Source organism: Streptomyces anulatus, assembly GCF_014650675.1.
In the GTDB taxonomy this organism is placed as follows: Bacteria; Actinomycetota; Actinomycetes; order Streptomycetales; family Streptomycetaceae; genus Streptomyces; species Streptomyces anulatus.
In genome coordinates this window covers 71,577-89,937 of record NZ_BMVK01000024.1, presented here as the reverse complement: position 1 = coordinate 89,937, position 18,361 = coordinate 71,577, and the positions used below count along the sequence as shown (strand labels likewise).

General features: G+C 72.6%; 13 protein-coding genes and 1 riboswitch. Of the genes, 4 read left to right on the top strand and 9 right to left on the bottom strand.

Annotated features, from left to right (window positions below; genetic code table 11):
- Positions 1 to 8: 8 nt before the first annotated feature.
- On the bottom strand, positions 9 to 431 hold the full coding sequence (locus IE272_RS35905; RefSeq protein ID WP_056707867.1) for a MarR family winged helix-turn-helix transcriptional regulator: 423 nt from the start codon (positions 429 to 431) through the stop codon (positions 9 to 11).
- A gap of 213 nt (positions 432 to 644) precedes the next feature.
- Here IE272_RS35905 and eno point away from each other — a divergent pair, with 213 nt between their 5' ends.
- Positions 645 to 1,949 carry a phosphopyruvate hydratase gene (gene eno, locus IE272_RS35900; RefSeq protein WP_050361525.1) on the top strand — a complete coding sequence of 435 codons (1,305 nt, stop codon included), beginning with the start codon at positions 645 to 647 and terminating at the stop codon, positions 1,947 to 1,949.
- Positions 1,950 to 2,123: 174 nt separating this feature from the next.
- Here the strand turns inward: eno and IE272_RS35895 are convergent, their stop codons facing one another.
- A complete protein-coding gene (locus IE272_RS35895) occupies positions 2,124 to 4,316 on the bottom strand; it encodes a discoidin domain-containing protein (RefSeq protein WP_190009890.1) in 2,193 nt (730 codons plus the stop codon).
- A 345-nt stretch (positions 4,317 to 4,661) separates the two neighbouring features.
- On the opposite strand from IE272_RS35895, the gene IE272_RS35890 reads away from it, so the two are divergent.
- Entirely contained in the window at positions 4,662 to 6,395 is a 1,734-nt protein-coding gene (locus IE272_RS35890) for a discoidin domain-containing protein (protein ID WP_190009888.1), read from the top strand.
- An 82-nt stretch (positions 6,396 to 6,477) separates the two neighbouring features.
- Here IE272_RS35890 and IE272_RS35885 read toward each other — a convergent pair whose 3' ends face one another.
- The gene (locus tag IE272_RS35885) at positions 6,478 to 7,434 is read right to left on the bottom strand and encodes a DUF3048 domain-containing protein (RefSeq protein WP_190009886.1); all 957 of its coding nucleotides are present in this window, start codon (positions 7,432 to 7,434) and stop codon (positions 6,478 to 6,480) included.
- 311 nt (positions 7,435 to 7,745) lie between these two features.
- Between IE272_RS35885 and IE272_RS35880 the strand changes: the two genes are divergently transcribed.
- Positions 7,746 to 8,189: a hypothetical protein gene (locus tag IE272_RS35880; RefSeq protein WP_190009884.1), complete on the top strand. Its 444-nt coding sequence runs from the start codon at positions 7,746 to 7,748 to the stop codon at positions 8,187 to 8,189.
- Between the two features lie 81 nt (positions 8,190 to 8,270).
- Here IE272_RS35880 and IE272_RS35875 read toward each other — a convergent pair whose 3' ends face one another.
- From IE272_RS35875 to IE272_RS35850, 6 genes are read right to left on the bottom strand one after another with little or no spacing between them, the layout of a single operon-like run.
- Positions 8,271 to 8,819, bottom strand: coding sequence for a hypothetical protein (locus tag IE272_RS35875; RefSeq protein ID WP_057660972.1), 549 nt, complete (start codon positions 8,817 to 8,819; stop codon positions 8,271 to 8,273).
- A gap of 21 nt (positions 8,820 to 8,840) precedes the next feature.
- Complete coding sequence (locus IE272_RS35870) at positions 8,841 to 9,701, bottom strand: ECF transporter S component family protein (RefSeq protein ID WP_056707882.1); 861 nt, start codon at positions 9,699 to 9,701, stop codon at positions 8,841 to 8,843.
- Positions 9,698 to 11,368 (bottom strand): ABC transporter ATP-binding protein, encoded by a 1,671-nt coding sequence (locus IE272_RS35865; RefSeq protein ID WP_190009882.1) that lies wholly within the window; start codon positions 11,366 to 11,368, stop codon positions 9,698 to 9,700. The genes IE272_RS35870 and IE272_RS35865 overlap by 4 nt, the downstream gene beginning before the upstream one ends.
- The gene (locus tag IE272_RS35860; protein WP_056707885.1) at positions 11,365 to 12,549 is read right to left on the bottom strand and encodes an energy-coupling factor transporter transmembrane component T; all 1,185 of its coding nucleotides are present in this window, start codon (positions 12,547 to 12,549) and stop codon (positions 11,365 to 11,367) included. Before IE272_RS35860 ends, IE272_RS35865 begins: the two co-directional genes overlap by 4 nt.
- Before the next feature lie 7 nt (positions 12,550 to 12,556).
- A complete protein-coding gene (locus IE272_RS35855; protein WP_190009880.1) occupies positions 12,557 to 13,474 on the bottom strand; it encodes a hypothetical protein in 918 nt (305 codons plus the stop codon).
- Positions 13,471 to 16,260 (bottom strand): prenyltransferase/squalene oxidase repeat-containing protein, encoded by a 2,790-nt coding sequence (locus IE272_RS35850; protein ID WP_190009878.1) that lies wholly within the window; start codon positions 16,258 to 16,260, stop codon positions 13,471 to 13,473. The genes IE272_RS35855 and IE272_RS35850 overlap by 4 nt, the downstream gene beginning before the upstream one ends.
- A 366-nt stretch (positions 16,261 to 16,626) precedes the next feature.
- A riboswitch (cobalamin riboswitch) is annotated at positions 16,627 to 16,703 on the top strand.
- Positions 16,704 to 16,942: 239 nt separating this feature from the next.
- On the opposite strand from IE272_RS35850, the gene IE272_RS35845 reads away from it, so the two are divergent.
- On the top strand, positions 16,943 to 18,316 hold the full coding sequence (locus IE272_RS35845; protein WP_073960623.1) for a prenyltransferase/squalene oxidase repeat-containing protein: 1,374 nt from the start codon (positions 16,943 to 16,945) through the stop codon (positions 18,314 to 18,316).
- Positions 18,317 to 18,361: the final 45 nt, after the last annotated feature.

The following is an 18,361-nucleotide window of genomic DNA, read 5'->3' as shown; positions in this document are numbered from 1 at the left end:
GACAGAACCTAGTACGCGGCGAGCCGTTCCATCAGGGCGGCGCTGCGCGCGAGCGTCTCCTGCTCGTCCTCGTCGAGTTCGAGGTCGATGGCCCGGGCGAGCCAGTCGGCGCGGCGGTCGCGCTCGGCCTCCAGCGCGGCCCGTCCCACGTCGGAGAGGTCGACGAGGGACTTGCGGCCGTCCGTCGGGTGCGCCCGGCGGACGACGAGGCCCTGGTCCATGAGGAGTCCGACCGCGCGGGCCATCGACTGGGGGCGCACACGCTGGTCCGCCGCGAGATCGCTGGTGGTCATGGCCCCGTCCCGGTCGAGGACGCCCAGAACGGCGACCTGACCGTGCGGGATCCGGTCCTCCTGCTTCACGCGCCGCGCGAGTTTGCCCATGGCGACGCGCAGATCGGCGGCGACGGTGGCGGGCTCCGGGGTGGGCATAGGGCACTTTAACCCGTGATCGTCGGCGGGTCCCCGCAGGCGGCCTGCGGAGCGCGACTGAACAGCGTAACTGGACAGCACAACTGAACAGCAAGGCTACGCAGCCATTCTGAACAGCACATCTGAACAGCCTTGCTGTAGAGTTATGTCGTCGCGGCTCGCGCCGACGTTGTCGCAAGAGTGCCGCGACGTGTGACTTCGGAAGGACCTCGCATGGCCCCCAAGGCAGTTGAGCCCACCGTCATCCAGTCCGTCACCGCCCGCCGGATCATCGACAGCCGTGGCAACCCCACCGTCGAGGCCGACGTCCGCCTCGCCGACGGATCCCTCGGCCGCGCCGCGGTCCCGTCCGGCGCGTCCACCGGTGCGCGGGAGGCCGTGGAACTGCGCGACGGCGACGCCGGGCAGTGGCACGGCAAGGGTGTCGACCGTGCGGTCGCCCACGTCAACGACGAGATCGCCGCCGCGGTCGTGGGCCGCGACGCGGACGACCAGGCCGGCCTGGACGCCGCCCTCGTCGCGCTCGACGGCACGCCCGGCAAGTCCCGGCTCGGTGCGAACGCGATCCTCGGGGTCTCCCTCGCCGCCGCGAAAGCCGCTGCGGCGGCCCACCGCCAGCCGCTCTACCGCTATCTCGGCGGCGCCGACGCCCGCCTTCTCCCGCTGCCGATGATGAACATCATCAACGGCGGCGCACACGCCGACAATCCGCTGGACTTCCAGGAGTTCATGATCGCGCCGGTGGGCGCGAAGACCTTCGCGGAAGCCGTTCGCATGGGCTCCGAGATCTTCCACACCCTGCGACGTGACCTGCTCGCCGCCGGACACGCCACCGGCGTCGGCGACGAAGGCGGCTTCGCGCCCGCGCTGCGCACGGCCGAGGAGGCGCTCGACTTCGTCATGAGCGCCGTCGAACGCACCGGGTACCGTCCCGGCGAGGACATCGGCCTCATCATGGACCCGGCCTCGTCGGAGTTCTTCCGCGACGGTACGTACGTGTACGCGGGCGAGGGTGTGCGCCGTACGCCCTCCGAACAGGTCGACTACCTGGTCAAGCTGATCGACTCGTACCCGGTCGTCTCCATCGAGGACCCGATGGCCGAGGACGACATGGACGGCTGGCGCGAGCTGACCGCCCGGGTCGGTCAGCGCTGCCAGCTCACCGGCGACGACGTGTTCTGCACCGACGAGGCGCAGGTGCGCGAGGGGATCCGTACCGGCGTCGGCAACTCGGTCCTGGTGAAGGTCAACCAGATCGGGACCCTGACCGAAGCCCTCGCCACGGTCGCCACCGCGCGCCGTGCCGGCTGGAGCGCCGTGATGTCCCACCGCTCCGGCGAGACGGAGGACACCACGATCGCGGACCTGGCGGTCGCGACGGGCTGCGGTCAGATCAAGACCGGCTCGCTGTCCCGCTCCGACCGCACGGCCAAGTACAACCAGCTGATCCGGATCGAGGAGGAGCTGGGCGAGTCGGCGCGGTACGCGGGCGGGGCGCTGCTGTCCCGCTCCCGATAGCCGGGCGGGGACACCCCCGGCACCGGCCCTTCGCGCGCGGAACGGGCGGCCCCCGGAGGACCGTTGAGTCCACCGGGGGCCGCCCTCCGGTCGCGGGGATCCGGTCCGGGCCGCCGGACACCGGCGCCGGACCCCCGCTCCCGGGTCACCGGGTCCGGGCCGAATGGGCCCGGGTCAGGGGAAGTTGACGACGGTCGAAGGGACCGTCGACGTTCCCGAGGTGGGGGACCCGACGTTGTTGATGACGTGCTCGTACTGGCCGTTGCCGCCGAGCGAGACGACGAGCAGGTTGTGGAACTTCACGCCGGGTTTCACCGGGGCCTTGAAGCCGTGGCCCTGCACGATGGTCGGGTCGACGTTGTAGTAGCAGTAGCTGCCCATGCCCCAGCCCTCGTGCTGTTCGACGGAGTCGTCGACGCGGTAGGCGGCGTAGCCCTTCGTGTCGCCGTTCTGGATGGCGGCCTGGTTCGGGGCGTCGTAGGCCTTCTCGTTCTGGAAGAAGATCGTGCGGCCGCGTTCGCCGTACCACTCCACGTCGTACTTGTTGAAGTGCTCGACGAACAGGCCGGTGGCCAGGACGTCGTCGGCGTTGACGCGGACGCCGTAGTCGGCCCGGTTGGTCTCCCAGCCCCAGCCCTCGCCGTGGTCGGCACGCCACACCCAGGTGTGGTCGATGATCGTGTCGTCGCTGTTGACGACGATGCTCGTGGTCGCCTTGCCGGGGCCCGCGCCGCCGATCCGCACGAACACGTCCTGAAGCGAGGTCGGGTTCGCCGAGTGGTCGGCGGACGCACCCTGCGGCCCGACCTCCAGCAGGGTCGGGGAGTTGACCGGGCCGGCGTCGATGAGGAAGCCCGCGAGCTTCACACCGTCGACGTCGGCGACCTTCATCGCGGTCACGCCGTTGTCCGGGATGATCGTGGCCAGGCCGAGGCCGAGCACGACCGTGTTCGCCCGGTTCACGTTGATGGTCTGGTCGATGTGGTAAACGCCGGGCGTGAACAGCAGGTTCAGCCCCTGGGTGAGCGCGGCGTTGATCGTCGCGGCCGTGGCGCCCTGCTTGACGACGTAGAAGCGGTTCAGCGGAATGGACTCGCCCTGCTGGGCGCCGCCGTCCCATGAGACGCCGCGAGCGTTGACGCGCTTCGCGGGGACGAAGACCTTGTACTCGTTGCCGTCGAGGTACAGGAACGGCTTCTCGCGCGAGATCGGGGTGGTGTCCAGCGTGGTGTACGGCGGGTTCGGGTAGCTGGACGCGGGCGCGCCCTGTACTCCGGAGAAGGTCATGTTCCAGACCGCGTTGGTCCAGCCGCCCACCGAGCTGTCGCGGGTGTACCACTGCTGCTGGGAGTACGGTCCCACGGTGCCGTCGATCTTGCTGTCGGCGATGTAGCCGCCGCTGGCCCAGCCGTACCCGTCGGGGGCCAGGTTCAGCCCGCCCTTGACGTGCATCCGGCGGAACGGGGCCGCCTGGGAGACCGCCCAGCGGTTGGTGCCGGAGACCGGGTTGAGGGTCAGGTTCTCCGCCGAACGCCAGAAGTTCTGCGTCGCGTTGCCGTCGAACCAGCCCGCGTCCACGGTCACATCACCGTTGAACGTGGTGTCGTTCGGGTTCAGCCCGAGACCCGCGATCTGCGTGTAGAAGCCGATCTGCGCGTTGATGTCGTCGTACGTGCCCGGCTTGAAGAGGAGCGCGTGCCGGCCGCTGCCGAACTGGGCCTCCTCCTGCTGCTCGAAGATCTCGTCGACCTTGCCCTGGATGTCGGGTGTCGACGGGTCGAAGACATGGACGTTGGGACCGAGGTCGCCGCCGCCCGGGATCTCCGGTCCGCCGCCGCCGTCACGGGTGCCGAAGACCTTGAACTCCCAGAGCGAGTAGCCGTATCCGGTGGCCCGCTCGGTGCCGGTCAGGCGCACGTAGCGGGCTTCGCCGGAGATGGTGAGGGTCTCGTTGCCGCCCGCGGAGGTGGTGGTGCTGTAGGCGGTCGTCCAGGTGTTGCCGTCGGCCGAGAGTTCGATGCGGTAGCTCTTCGCGTGCGCGGCCTCCCAGGCGAGTTCGACCCGGCTGAGGACGGCCGGGGAGCCGAGGTCGACCCGTATCCACTGGGGATCGGAGAAGGCGCTGGACCAGCGCGTTCCGCCGTCCCCGTCGACGGCGTGGCCCGCGGCGGTGCCGCCGTTCTCCTGGCTCGACGCCGTGACCGCGCCGCCCTGGGAGAGCAGGACGGGAGCGGCCTGGGCCGGAGCCGCCTGCACGGCCGCGAGCAGCGTCGCGACCAGCGTGGTGACCAGGGCGAGAGCCAGGGCGCGCCATCGGTGGGATGCGGCCTTCGGGGGCCGCGAGGGTCTGACGAGGGCAACGGACATGTCGGAGTCTCCTGAGAGGTCGGTTGGGCGGGGCGGAACAGGGGCGGGCGTGCTCCCACAAGGAGAGAGCGCTCTCTCGGTAGCCGAATGATTCTCCCGTGTTTCCGTCACGTCAAGAGTTGTGCACAGGAATGCCGTTTCGCGTCGACCGGGCCCTGCGATGTTTCATCTCCTGAAAGCGCAAGGGCAGTTGACCGGGTGTCAGGGTGACAAGTCGGACGCTCGTTCCCGGGCGCTTGCATCAACCCCGTCGGAAGTCTTGACGGTTCACTGGGGGCCCGTCAGTCTCCCCACTGCGGGGGAGCGCTCTCTCGGCCTCATCCCCTCACAGCACTAGGAGTTCGCATGGAAGCCCGTGGAACACCACGGTCGCGCGGCGCCCTGGCGGTCATGGCCGTCGTGGCCCTCCTGTTCACCCTCTCGGTGGCCGTCGCCCCGGAACGCGCCGCCGCCGCGGCCGTTCTCGTCTCCCAGGGAAAGCCGGCCACCGCCTCCAGTACCGAAGGCCCCTTCGGTGCGGCGGCCGCCGTGGACGGAGACACCGCCACACGCTGGTCCAGCGCCTTCGGCGACGACGAGTGGCTCCGCATCGACCTGGGCGCGAGCACCTCGATCGGGCAGGTGGTCCTGGACTGGGAGGCCGCGTACGCCAAGGGCTATCGCCTCGAAGTCTCCGGCGACGGACAGCAGTGGACCACGATCCACTCCACCACGACCGGCGCCGGCGGCGTCGAGACGCTGACGGTCTCCGGAACCGGCCGCTACATCCGGATGCACGGCACCGAGCGCGCCACCGCCTGGGGCTACTCCCTCCACGAGTTCCAGGTCTACTCCAGCACCGGCGGCACCGCCCCCGGCGACGACGTCCTGCTCTCCTACGGCAGGACCGGCTCCGCCTCGACCTCCCAGCACGACGGAACCTGCTGGGAGTGCTCCCCGGACAAGGCGTTCGACCGTGACCCCGCCAGCCGCTGGGCCACCAGCCCCGAGGGCGGCTGGACCGACCCGGGCTGGATCGCGGTCGACCTCGGCGCCCGCGCCGAGATCGACCGGGTCGTCCTCCAGTGGGACCCGGCCCACGCCAGGGCCTACCGGATCGAGGTCTCCGACAACGGGACCGACTGGACGACGATCCACGAGACCGCGTCGGGCACGGGCTTCAAGGAGACGCTGGACGTCAGCGGCACCGGCCGGCACGTACGCCTGTACGCCACGCAGCGCAGCGGTGAATACGGCTACTCGCTCTGGGAGTTCCAGGTCTGGGGCACCGGCGGAGCGCCGAACCCCGCACCGCCGCTGCCCGCGGAGCCCACGTACGACCGGCTGGTCTTCAGCGACGAGTTCAACGGCCCCGCCGGTGCGGTGCCCGACCCCGCGAAGTGGGTCCCGGAGACGGGCTCCGGCCCCAACAACGAGCTGGAGTACTACACCGAGAACAAGAACGCCGCCCAGGATGGCAACGGCAGCCTCGTCCTGGAGGCCCGCCGCGAGCCGACGCCCGGCTCCGCCTGCCCGCCCGACCCGCTGAGCGGCAGCACCACGTGCCAGTACACCTCGGCGCGGCTCAACACCTACGGGAAGTTCCAGTTCACCTACGGCCGGGTCGAGGCGCGCATCAAGGTCTCCGGTACGCAGGGGCTGTGGCCCGCGTTCTGGATGCTGGGCGCGGACTACTTCGACCAGGGGCGTCCGTGGCCCTACACCGGTGAGATCGACATCATGGAGCACGTCGGCAAGGAGCCGAACACCACGTACTCGACGCTGCACGCCCCCGCCTACAACGGTGCGGCCGGCTACGGAGCCCCCTACTCACTGCCCGGGGGCGCGGACTTCGCCGACGACTTCCACACCTTCGCCGTCGACTGGAACAGCAAGGGCATGACGTTCCGGGTGGACGGCCAGGTCACGCACACGGTCGACAAGGAGGAGCTGGAGCGCACCCGCGGGCCGTGGGTGTTCGACCACGACTTCTTCCTCATCCTCAACAACGCGGTCGGCGGCGACTGGCCCGGCCCGCCCGACGCCACCACGCGCTTCCCGCAGAAGATGAGCGTCGACTACATCAAGGTCTGGCAGTAGGAAACCACGCACCCCGGGCGTCCGGACGGTGGGGCCCGCCCCGCCGCCCGGACGCCCCTCCGGCGCTTCGGCGAGCCGTCGCTCAGGCGCCCCCGCGCGGCGCGTACAGGATCCACAGCGGCCCTTCGGCGAGATCGACGCGCTGTCCGTCGGGGGTGGTGTACACCGTGTCCGCGTCGGCCGCGCTCCGTGCCCACCGGGCCTCGTACGCCCGGCCGTCCCGCAGGACGACCGCGCTTCCCGAACCCACGGTCTCGGTGAACGGGCTGGTGTTCCCGGACCGGTCGCGGAAGTCGGACGGCCGTACGGTCACGTCCTGGACGACGACCGTACCGGCCCCGAGCCGCCCGCCCTCGGCGGTGCGGGCGGGGGAGCCGTCCAGGGAGACGAGCCACCGCTCGCGTTCGGCGGACCAGGTGAACGTCACGGACGCGGACGGATAGCGAACCGTGCGGCTGTCCTCCGGCTCCCCGCCGGGAGGCGGCGCGCCGACCTCGAGCCCCAGCTCCGCGACGGCGTTCACACCGGAGGCCTCGAACGGGATCCGCTCCGGCCGCAGATAGAGATTGTGCGGCGCGGGCCGCTCCTGGCCCCGGAAGTACGCCCCCGGCGCCTTCGAGGGCGGCACGGGGTCCAGCGGCGCGCGGTCGATGACCGGCAGCAGCCTGCTCTGGGCCCCCGAGAAGGCCAGAGTCGGCCGGTCGAACTGCCGCAGCAGCTCCAGATCGGTCTCCCGCGCACTGCGTACCGGCCCGACGACCGGCGGCAGAGCGGAGGAGTACACGGCGAGAATCCGGCTCAGGCCGGCCTCCACCTGCTCGACGTAGACGATGTCGGCCCGCTCCAGACCGGTGTGGGGGCGTGCGGGCGCCACATTGTCGATCTTCACGGCGAGTACGTCGGCCCGGCCCGTGCCGGAGGGAGAGCTGCTGCGGGGCGAGGGCGACGACCCGTCCCCGCCCGTGCACGCGGCCGCGACGAGCAGCACGAGCGCGGTGAACAGCACTGCGGCAGAGGTCCTGATTCCGGCTGCGGACATGGCGACCGCCCTTCCGGGGCGTCGGCCGGCGGCGTCGGCGCGACGCCGTCGTGTCGCGGCCCCTCATCCATCATCACGCATCCGGCGCGCGCATGGTTGCGCGACCGCCGCTCCCGAGCGGAAACGGGCCGAACGGCCCCGAAAGGCGGCGCGGCGCACAGGCACCCCCCGCACGACCGGCCGACCTGGCCGGAACTGCTCTGCGCCGCGCCCCTGAATCCGCTTCCGTGGGGGCGGATCGCTCTCTACGGTTGCACCAGCGACGGGTGGTGCACCCGCGCCGGCACGACAAGTGAGGCGGAGGGGGTTCGGTGGAAGCCGAGTTGACGGCACTGGCGGCATCGGGGGCGACGGCCTTCGTGGGCCTGATGGTGACGGAGGCCTGGACGCAGGCGCGCGGGCGGGTGGCCCGGTTCCTGGCGCGGGGCGAGGACGTCGACGTGATCGACGCGGAGCTGGAGGAGTCCCGTGAGGAACTGATCGCGGCCCGCCGCGACGGAGACGAGGACGGTGCCGCGGACGTCGCGGCGGAGTGGCGGATGAGGCTCCGCCGGACCCTGCGCGACAATCCCGAGGCCGCGGAGGAGCTGCGAGGACTGCTCGACGAGCTGGCGCCCCGGCAGCCCGCCGGTACCACCGTGTCGGTCAACCACAACACGATCAACGACGGCACCTACAACGGACCCGTGATCATGGCCCATTCGATCCACGACGGCGTGCGCACGGTGCCCGGACAGGAACCCGGCGCCAGGTGACGGCACCGGGGCCCGGCGACGGGTCCCGGGACACCACCGCCCGGCGGCGGCACCCACGGGGACACGGAGCGCCCGCCGCCCTCACGCTCCCGCGGTGAGCTCCTCCCGGCACACCGGACACCGTTCCCTGCCGTCCCAGGCGTCCCACCCGAAGGACGCGGGCGAGAACGTCCGGTCCTTCAGCTCCCCGCGCACCGCCACCCGGTAGGCCCACACCATGTCGAGGTAGGGGTGGTAGGCGTCGTGGAAGGCCGGAGAGGTGTGCGTGGCGCCGGTGCCCACGACGCGCTGGACGGCGCGCAGCTGCTGGAACATCGCCTGTCCGGCGCCGGCCACGTCGGCGGAGGCGTCGATGAAGAAGCGCTCGCGCACCTCGTGGACGGCCGCTTCGTCGAGTGCCGCACGGGCGGCCAGGTCGGGGTCGACGGCCGGATCCTGGGCCTGGGCTATGCCGCGCAGCCGTGTGTGACATCTCCCGACGGCGGCGATGAACTCGATGTACACCGCGCGCCGTCGCTCCTCGGCCCCGCGGTCCTTCTCATGGCGCTGGCGCAGGCGGTCGGCCAGCACGGTGCCCGATATGGCGATGAAACCGCCGCTCACCGTCGCGAGAAGCGTGCCCCAGTCCATCGTTGTTCCCCCCGGAAACGATCACGGTCTCTTCGCCCCCGAATCTATCCCCGCGGGCGCCCCGCCGCCCGGTTTCCTGGTAGCGAAGCGGACCGGAGCCCGGAAACGCGCCTTTCGGGCCGCCCGGCGGAAAGTGGTGAGCACGGCGGGGCCCGCGAGCATGACGCAGACGAAGTTCGTGACGGCGCGTCCGGTGTCCCAGCCCAGGGACGTCGCGACGTCGAACGCCAGGTAGCGCTGCCACTGTTCGGTGAAGGGGAGACCGGGAAGATAGGCGATGGAGCTGTTCGGGTCCACCGAGAACGGCCAGAAGGACAGGTTCAGCAGAAATCCGAAGAGGTAGCCCGAGAGCGACCCGTAGACGGCGAGCATCAGGACCTCGCGGCGTCCGGTGGCCCGGGGCAGCAGGCCCGCGAGCATCCCGACGAACGCGCAGCCGAACATCTGGTACGGCATCCACGGGCCGACCCCGCCGGTGATCAGCGCGGAGGCGAAGAGGGACGTGCAGCCCAGGGTGAAGCCGAAGCCGGGACCGTAGACACGGCCCGCCAGGACCAGGACGAAGAACACCGTCTCGATGCCCGCCGTCCCCGCGCCGAGCGGGCGCAGCGCCGCGTTCACGGCGGACAGCACCCCGAGCATCGCCAGGGCCTTGGAGTTGATGCCGCCCTCGGCGATCTCGGAGACCACCACGCACAGGACGAGGACCAGCAGCACCCCGAAGATCAGCGGCGGCGCGTAGCTCGCGCCGAGCCTGCCCGGGGCGACGACGAACGGCCAGAAGAAGGCGACCAGGCCGAGGAAGGCCGCCATGGTGATCACGATTCCGGCGCGCGGTGCGATGCGGATGGCTCCGGCGGAGCGCTCGGTGAGGTCCTTCACGCGTCCGCCTCTGTGCCCGGAAGGACCGCCCTGACCTGGTCGACCGTCAGGTACGGGAGCGGCGACAGGATCTTCGCCACCTGCGGGGCGAAGACGGGGGAGGCGACGATCACTTCGGTGGTCGGGCCGTCCGCGACGACGTCGCCCTCGGCCAGCACCACGACCCGGTCCGCGGCCCGTGCCGCGAACTCGACGTCATGGGTGGAGATCACCACCGACCGCCCCTCGGCGGCCAGTTCGTCGACCATCGCGATCAGCTGGGTCTTGGCCCGGTAGTCGAGGCCGCGTGTCGGCTCGTCCAGCAGCAGCACCCGGGGCGCGGCCGTCAGCTGGATCGCGAGGACCAGCGCCAGCTTCTGGCCCTCGGAGAGGTCGCGCGGATGTGTCGCACGGTCGATGCCCGGGGCCAGGCGGTCCAGGATCGCCCGCGCGGACGGCCCCGTGACTCCGGTCCCGGTCGCCGACTCGGTGTCGGCCCGGTCGAGTTCCTGCTCGACGCTCTCCAGATAGAGCAGGTCGGTCGGGGTCTGCGGGACCAGGCCGACCAGCCGCCGGGCCTCGGCGGCCGACAGGCTCTTCGGATCGCCGCCCTTCGCCGGACCGGGTTCACCGGCTCCGTTCCGGCCCACCCGTACCGTCCCGGACGTGCGGGGGCCCGAGCCCTGGAGCGCCCACAGCAGCGACGACTTGCCCGAGCCGTTGCGGCCCATCAGCGCCGTGATCTCCCCGGCCCGCAGACCGAGGTCCACCGCTCGCACCGCCGGGACGCCCCGGTAGGCGACCGTGATCCCCCGGGCCCTGAGCACCTCCGCCTCCGGGGCGTCCGGCTCCGGCCGCACCGGCGGAGGCGCGGTGTCCTCCAGGGCCGTCCGCAGCGGGCGGGCGGCGCGCCGGGCGTCGCGTACGGACAGGGGCAGCGGCGACCAGCCCGCCGCCCGGCCCAGCTCGACGATGGGCGGGGCGATCGACGACGCCGTGAAGATCTCCGACGGAGGGCCCGAGACCACCCGGCCGTCGCCGGGCAGATGGATGACCCGGTCGGCGTACTGCACCACCCGCTCCAGCCGGTGCTCGGCCAGCAGCACCGTCACCCCCAGGTCGTGGACCAGCCGGGTCACCGCGGCCAGGACCTCCTCGGCCGCCGTCGGGTCGAGCGCGGACGTCGGCTCGTCCAGCACCAGGACGCGCGGGTGGGCGGTGAGCACGGAACCGATCGCGACGCGCTGCTGCTGCCCTCCGGACAGCTCGTGCAGCGCCCGGTGGCGCAGGTCCGCGAGCCCGAGCAGGTCGAGCGTCTCCTCCACCCGCTTGCGCATGACGGCAGGCGGGACGGCCAACTGCTCCATCGCGTAGGCGAGTTCCTCCTCGACCGTGTCCGTGACGAAGCCGTCCAGCGGATCCTGGCCCACCACGCCGACGACGTCGGCGAGTTCGCGCGGCGGATGGTCGGCGGTGTCGCGGCCGTCGACCGTGACGGCGCCGTACAGCGTGCCGCCCGTGAAGTGCGGGACGAGCCCGTTGACCGCGCCCAGCAGGGTCGACTTGCCGACCCCCGTGTGGCCCACCACGAGGCAGAGTTCGCCCTCGTCGACCACCAGGTTCACGTCCCGCAGGACCGGCTCGTCGGCGCCGTCGTACACGACGGACACCCGGTCGAAGGTGATCATGCGGCTTCCTCGGTGCGCGGTGCGGTGATGTACGGGGTGGGCGCGCTCGGCGGCGGGGCCAGGAACCCGGCCGCGCCCGCGAGCAGAATGGCGGCGGCCGGGACCAGCGGCAGCGTCGGCCAGCTCAGCGGATAGATGGACGGGTTGAGTTCGGCCGGGTTGTAGCCGACGTTGACGAACAGCAGGACGGCCGAGAGCACCCCGCAGGACGCCACCGCCCACTCCGCGAACCGCCACGGATCCGGCCGGTACGTCGTCCGCGTCACCCGCCGCCCGCCCAGGCGCAGCCCGGCCAGACAGAGCACCGAGCCCACCGCCAGCGCGGGCAGCCCCAGCAGCTTGGGCGCGGTCGCGTCGAGGAGGCCGTACGCCCCGGCGCACAGACCGCACATGCCGAGCAGCATCAGCGCCCCGGTCAGCCGGCGTGAGCGCGGCGTCGCCGATCCGGCCCGGCCGTACCCGCGCGAGTCCATCGCCGCCGCCAGTCGCAACGACCGCTCCAGCGCGTCCTCCAGCACCGGCACGACGATGCCCCGCAGGGCCTTGAGCCCCTTGTTGCGTCCGGCCCGCAGCCGCCTCGCGCGGGCCACCCGCTGCACGCTCTGCACCAGTTGCGGGGCGACGCTGATCGACACGGTGACGGCGACGCCCAGTTCGTACAGCGCGCCCGGCAGCACCCGCAGCGCCCGCTTCGGGTTGGCCAGCGTGTTCGCCGCGCCGATGCAGCACAGCATGCAGGCGAGGCGCAGCCCGTCCGTGGCGGCCGACAGCAGCGCCTCCAGCGAGACCGGGCCGCCGAGCTGGATGCCCGCGTACCAGTCAGGCGTCGGGATGCGGGGGAGGGAGAAGAGGTAGTGGTCGTGCGGGGTGATCCCGGTGGCGAAGACCGCCCGGAAGACCACCCGGATCGCCACCACCGTCAGCGCCAGATAGAGGTAGTACGTGAAGCCGCGTGCCCACGGGGCGTCGGTGCGCCGCAGGGTGATGACGTAGCCGAGCACCGCCAGGACCAGGAAGAGCAGCAGCGGGTTGTTGGTCCGGCTGACCGCCGTGGCCAGCGCCAGCGCCCAGATCCACCAGGCGACCGGGTGCAGGGTGCGCGGCAGCCGCCGGCCGCCGGTGTCCGGCCGGGCGGCCCCCTCGCCCGCGCGGGCCGGGCGCTTCTCGGCCGCACCGGCCACGTGGGGGCTACTGCTCACGACGGCGGCGCTTCACGGCGAACACGGCCGCGCCGCCGATGACCACCACGAGCGCGGCCGTCACCGCCACCGGCACGATGGACCCGGAGTCGTGCTCCGCGTCGGCCGCCGGGGCCGCGTCCACGACCTTCGCCGATTCCTCCGGCGCGGCCACCGCCGCACTCGGCGTCGCCGAACCGGGGGCGCCGGGCGAGGCGGTGGCGGAGGCGGAAGGGGACGGGCTCGCGGACGCGGAGGGCGAGGCCGACTCCGAGGGTTTCGGCGTCGGAGGCGGGGGAGCCTGGCCGTCGCCTGCCGGTCGCCCCGTCGTCCGTACGGGGTCCGGCTCCGGCCTCGTCGCCGGATCGCCGCCCGTGGGACGGGTGTTGTGGGCGCGCAGCTGGTCCGGCGTGACGGTCGGCCGGCCCTTCGTGCCCTCGATGTTCGTCCCGCCGAAGATCCACAGATCCACGCTGCCCGGCCGGGGCCGGTAGCTCATCGCGCCGAGCTGGCTGTACTCCCAGGTGTTCTCGCCGGGGTCGGCGTGCCAGTACGACCAGTAGGCCGAGGCGGGCGGGGTGAGGACGCAGTCCTCCTGCTGGGACGTCGGGTACTGCCTGCCGCCCTGGTGCCCGCTGTAGCCGATCCGGCAGATGAACGCCGGGCCGTCGTGCCCGGTGCCGGTGGTCCGCCAGCCGCCCTGGTTGAGCAGTTCGTAGCCGGTCGTCGGCGTCGTCCCGCAGGAGCGGTAGACGGGACCGCCCCAGTGGCTGAAGTCGACCGCGAGCACCACGCCGGACGAGGTGGTGCACCGGCCGATCGGCTGCGGGGCCGCCGAGGCCTGACCGACGGGCGCGAGGAGCGCCGCGCCCGTCAGACCGACAGCTGCCAGGGCCCGGCCGACGGTGCGAAGGAGACGGGAGCTCACCGCGAACCGCCTTCTGCCGTACGCCGGTTGCGGGCGACGACGACCGTGCGCCAGCCCGCCAGGACCAGCACGGCCGCGGCCGCCGCGAGGCCGAGCGCCTGCACACCGGTCGAGGCGAGGCCGCCTCCGTCGCCGGGAGCGCCGGCGTTCACGATGCCACCGCCCCCGCTGTCCCCGGGCGTGACGATCGCCGGGGCGGAGGAGGAGGGGACGGGGTTCGGCGTGGTGCCGTCCAGGCTGCGGGTCAGCACGCCGAAGGAGATACCGGTGGCCCCGCCGACCGCCTGCGCCGAGGCGCGGATGTCGGATCCGCGCTGCCCCTCCTCGGCCACGTTGAAGCCGCCGTCCTTGTTCTGCTGCGAGGCGAGGAACTTCAGGGCCTTCGTGATCTGCTTGTCGTACTTCTTCGCGTCCAGGGACAGGCCCTGGACGGCGAGCCCGGCCGAGTTGACCGAGTTGCCGGACGCGCCGGGGAATCCGCCGTCCGGCAGTTGCTGGGAGGCGATCCAGGCCAGCGCCTTGTCCACGGCGGCCGCGTGCGCGTCGCCCGGGACCAGGTCCAGCGTCATCGCGGCCATCGCGGTCGAGTCCACCTCGGAGTCGCCGGTCGCCGGGATCAGGCTCGGCCACGCGCCGGAGGAGCCGTGCTGGAGGCTCGCCAGATACGCGATCGGGGCCTCGGCCGCCTTCTCCTCGCCGGCCCGCACCTGCGCCATGATCGCGAGCGCGTGCGCGAAGACGGACGGGGCGTAGGTGTACGCGCCCTTGGCGGCGCAGCTGCGGTCGGGCGCGGTGCTCGGCTTCTCGCAGACCGCGTCGGCCAGCTCGGCGATCAGGTCCCGCCCGCCGAAGTCGCGCGGGTCGCGTTCGACGACCTGGGCGAGGAGTGCCGCCTTGCCCATCGACCCGCCGAGGGCGTACGTGCCGCCCGCACCGGTCCAGTCGTCCAGGGTCCGGCCCGCGCCGTCCTCGCCGCCCTGCTCCAGGAAGTCCACGATCGTGCGCAGCGCGTTGTCGTCATGACCGGTCGCCGCCAGCGCGAACGCTCCGTCGATGGTCATGCCGAAGTCGGCGCGGCCGGTCTTCTCGTCGGCCTTGTAGTAGCGGCCCAGGTGGAGGTTGGCCGGGCGGGTGAGGAAGGCGACGCCCTTCTTCAGATCGGGGCCCACCCCGGGCGGACGCGTCGTCGGCGGGGTGCTCGTGCCCGTCGTCGGGGGAGCGGTCGGCGGGACGGTGGGCTCGGGGGCCTTCGCGACCAGCGTGACCAGGCTGGTGTCCGCACCCGCCAGCACGGCGGGGCCCGTCGCGTACAGCGCTCCGTCGGTGGCGCCCTCGTCGAGTCCGAAGCCGCCGCCGTCCAGTTGCTCCCGTGACAGCCAGGAGACCGCCGCGTCCGCCGCGTCCGCCGCGCCGCCGTCGCCGAGCGCGCGCAGCGCCTGCGCCGCGTACGCGGTGGCCGCGACGGAGCCGGTGGTCGCGCCGTTGGACGCGGGGAACGCGCCCGACGTCAGCTGCGCCGTCTTGAGATACGTCCGCATCGCGGCGACGGCGGCCTCGTGACCGCCCGCCTCGTCCAGGACCAGGGCGACCAGGCCGGTGGTCGCCGGATCGCCGTCGCAGTACTCGCCGGGGCTGATCAGGATGCCGGTCACCGAGCCGTCCTCGCAGACGAGTCGCGTCAGCCGCTCCTCGGTACCGGCGGGCCGCTCGACCCCGCCGCGTACCAGCGCGAGCACGGCCAGCGCCTGGCCCTCCGCGTACATCGCGCCGTGGAAGTCGCCCCTGGCCGTGCAGCCGGGTGTGGGGCTGCCGGAGTCCGGGCCGGCCGGGCAGACGTTCTCCGCGAGGTCGCCGAGCAGGTCGTGCCCGCCGAACGCGCGCGCGTCGCCCCCGGTGATCTGCGCGAGCAGCGCCAGCCGGGCCGCCGCCGTGGCGTCGGGTGCCTCGTCCGTACCGGCCGGGTAGGCGTACGCGTCGGTCCGGCCGACGAGGTGGGCCGTCACCTTGTCCAGGGCCGGCCCCCTGCCGTTCGCCGCCGCGAGCGCGTACGCGGCCTCGGTGGTGAGGAAGTCGTTCGGCGTCCCGGAGCCCTCGTCCACGACCTGGGTGCCGTCGCGCAGTTGACCGCCCACCCAGCGGGCCGCCGCCGGTACGTCGATCTCCCCGGCGGGCACGGTCGGTCCACCGGTCGGGCCGTCCGTCGGGCCCGGCGTCGCGCCGCCGCCCGCGCGGACCTCGTCGGGGGTGAAGGCGGGCTTCCCCGTGGAGCCGCCGACGTCGGTGCCGCCGAACACCCAGGCGTCCACGTCCCCCGCCTTCGGCAGGCGGCTCATCGCGCCGAGCGGGCTGTAGGACCAGGTCTTCTGACCGGGCGAGGCGATCCAGTAGGACCAGTAGGCGGTGGCCTGCGGGGTGAGCACACAGTCCTCGGTGGCCGGAGTCGGGTACGGCGTACCGGAGTCGAAGGAATCCGTGCCGATCCGGCAGATGAAGCCGTCGCCGTCGTGCTGGGTGCCCTCGGTGCTGAACCCGCCCTCATGGAGGAGGTCGTAGCCGGTGGTCGGAGTGGTGTCGCAGCCGCGCACCACATCGCCGCCGAACGGGCCGAAGTCCACCGCGACGATCGCGCCCCTCGTGGCCGTGCACTCCTCGACGGGGTCGGCGACCGCCGGTCCCGCACCGGTGACGAACGCCACGCTCGCGGCGAAGGTCACCGCGGCCGCCGAGATCAGCGACAGAAGTCTCTTCTTCCCCACGTGCCGGTGCTGTTGCTGTGCGGTCCCCACCACGGCCCCTCGTGTCGTCCGGGCGGGCCGTGCGTGGCAGACGGCTCACCGGCGGGACACGGCCGCGAAGGGGCCGCCCGCAAGGAGCTGTTCGAACCACGCCGTAGTCCGCGACGGCGTATCTCGCTGAAATTCCTGGCCCCAGGCATTCCGGCTCGCCCGCGCGGTGGCGGGCCTACGGTTGCGGGTCAGCGCCGGATTCCGACCGGCTTCCCCTGGGGCTGAGTGCGTATCAGGCGGATTGGAACACGCACGCGAAGAGGCCGTCAAGGCGGCCCGTGGCTCCTTCGCGGTCGTCCCGGCGTACGCCCGGACGGTCCCTGGCGCGCCCGTGCCGCCTCGGGTAGCGTCCTGGCCTGCCGTAGGGGGGAACCCGGTGCGAATCCGGGGCTGACGCGCAGCGGTGTGGGACGGCAGGGGGCCGTTCCCGAGCCCGAATGCCCAGACGGCGGTTGTCCCAGGAGAAGCCGAACCCACGCGTCCGGGCGTCGGCCACCCCGGCCTGCCCTGGCCCGCCCCGTGCGGCCCGGGAGGCGCTGTGGTGCCGTGCGCCCCTCATCCCAGGAGCAGGCACATGCCCCGTTCTGACACCTCCCGTACGTCCGTCACCTCCCGTACCGCCGGCACGTTCCGTACGTCCCCCACCGCCCGCGCCTCCCGTACGTCCCGCCGTCTCGCCCTCGTGGCGCCGGCCGTCCTCGGGGCGTTCGCCCTCACGGTGCTTCCCGCCGCCGCGACGTCCACGCCCGCCCAGATCGCCACCTCGAAGACCAACGGTGTGACATACGTCAAGTCCCTCCAGGCGGCGGACGGTTCGTACGCCGGCTCCGGCCTCTCCAACGAGTGGGCGTTCGGCGCGCTCGCCGCCGCCGGTACGGCCGCCGTGGACGTGACGCCGGGCGGCGACGCCACCAAGAACGCCCGCACCGTCTACCGCAACCTCCTGGCCACCCCCGGCTGGCCCTCCGCCACGCCCGTCGTCACCGACTACCAGCGCGGCACGCTCAACGCGTACGCCGCCGGGATCGATCCCGCCCGGGTCTCGGCCTCGCGCAACCTGATCGCCGACGTCTACGGCTACTGGCAGAACGCGGAGGCCGGCTACTTCGGCCCGTCCGCCAACTACAACGGCACCGTCTTCGCCGCGCTCGCCCTGGGCGGCGCGAGAACCCAGGCGGGCGGCCGGCGGGTCCCGCAGGCGCTCGTCGACAAGGTCGTCACCCGCCTCCGGGCCAACCAGCACAACGACGGCGGCTGGACCTACGCCAAGGCCGAGGGCAACGCCACCGAGCTGGCCAAGCCGGGCGACGTCGACATGACCGGGGCCTCGATGGCCGCACTCTGCGTCTCCGGCGTCCCGAACACCGATCCCGACATCCTCCAGGCCAAGGCGTTCCTCAAGAGCAAGCTGATCAACACCTCCGGCGCGTTCAACGCCATGTACGGCATCAACACCAGTTCGAACGGCTGGGCCGTCTCCGGGCTCAACGCCTGCGGCATCAACCCGCAGACCGGCGACTTCCTCACCCCGGCGGGCAGGACCCCGATCGACTTCCTGATCGCCCAGCAGTTCAACCCGGGCGGCGGCTTCAAGTACCAGCCCTCCGACACCACCCCGTCCGCCTACTCCTCCCTCGACGCCCTGCGCGCCGTCGCGGGCGGCGGCTTCACCGCCGCGCCGCCCACCCCGGTCACCGCGGGCGCGCCCAAGTGGGTCGCGGCGGGCGGCTTCACGGCCGGTACGGCGACGAAGCTGGCGCTCTCCGTGGACGACGGCACCGGCACCCTGAAGGTGTGCTCGGTCGCGTTCACCCCGACCGCCGCCGCCACCACCCTCGGCGACGTCCTGGCCGCCGCGACCGGCGCGTCCACCCCGGCGGGCTGCGTCACCGGCGTCGTCCCGGCGACCGGCACCGGAACCATCACCTCCGTCAACGGGAAGCCCAACGCCGGCCCGGCGACCTGGAAGGTGTCCGTCGACGGCTCGGCCTTCGCCGGGGCCGCCCGCAACAAGGTGATCGGCGTCGGCGACACGATCGCCCTGCGCTACTCCTGACGGACGGTCTGGTCCAGACCTCTTGACCGAAGGTCTGGACCATTC

What these genes read in the sequence shown, in the direction of transcription:
- eno (WP_050361525.1), top strand. Translation starts at nt 645, where the DNA reads ATGGCCCCCAAGGCAGTTGAGCCCACCGTCATCCAGTCCGTCACCGCC.
- IE272_RS35890 (WP_190009888.1), top strand. Translation starts at nt 4,662, where the DNA reads ATGGAAGCCCGTGGAACACCACGGTCGCGCGGCGCCCTGGCGGTCATG.
- IE272_RS35875 (WP_057660972.1), bottom strand. Translation starts at nt 8,819, where the DNA reads ATGGACTGGGGCACGCTTCTCGCGACGGTGAGCGGCGGTTTCATCGCC.
- IE272_RS35865 (WP_190009882.1), bottom strand. Translation starts at nt 11,368, where the DNA reads ATGATCACCTTCGACCGGGTGTCCGTCGTGTACGACGGCGCCGACGAG.
- IE272_RS35905 (WP_056707867.1), bottom strand. Translation starts at nt 431, where the DNA reads ATGCCCACCCCGGAGCCCGCCACCGTCGCCGCCGATCTGCGCGTCGCC.
- IE272_RS35885 (WP_190009886.1), bottom strand. Translation starts at nt 7,434, where the DNA reads ATGTCCGCAGCCGGAATCAGGACCTCTGCCGCAGTGCTGTTCACCGCG.
- IE272_RS35895 (WP_190009890.1), bottom strand. Translation starts at nt 4,316, where the DNA reads ATGTCCGTTGCCCTCGTCAGACCCTCGCGGCCCCCGAAGGCCGCATCC.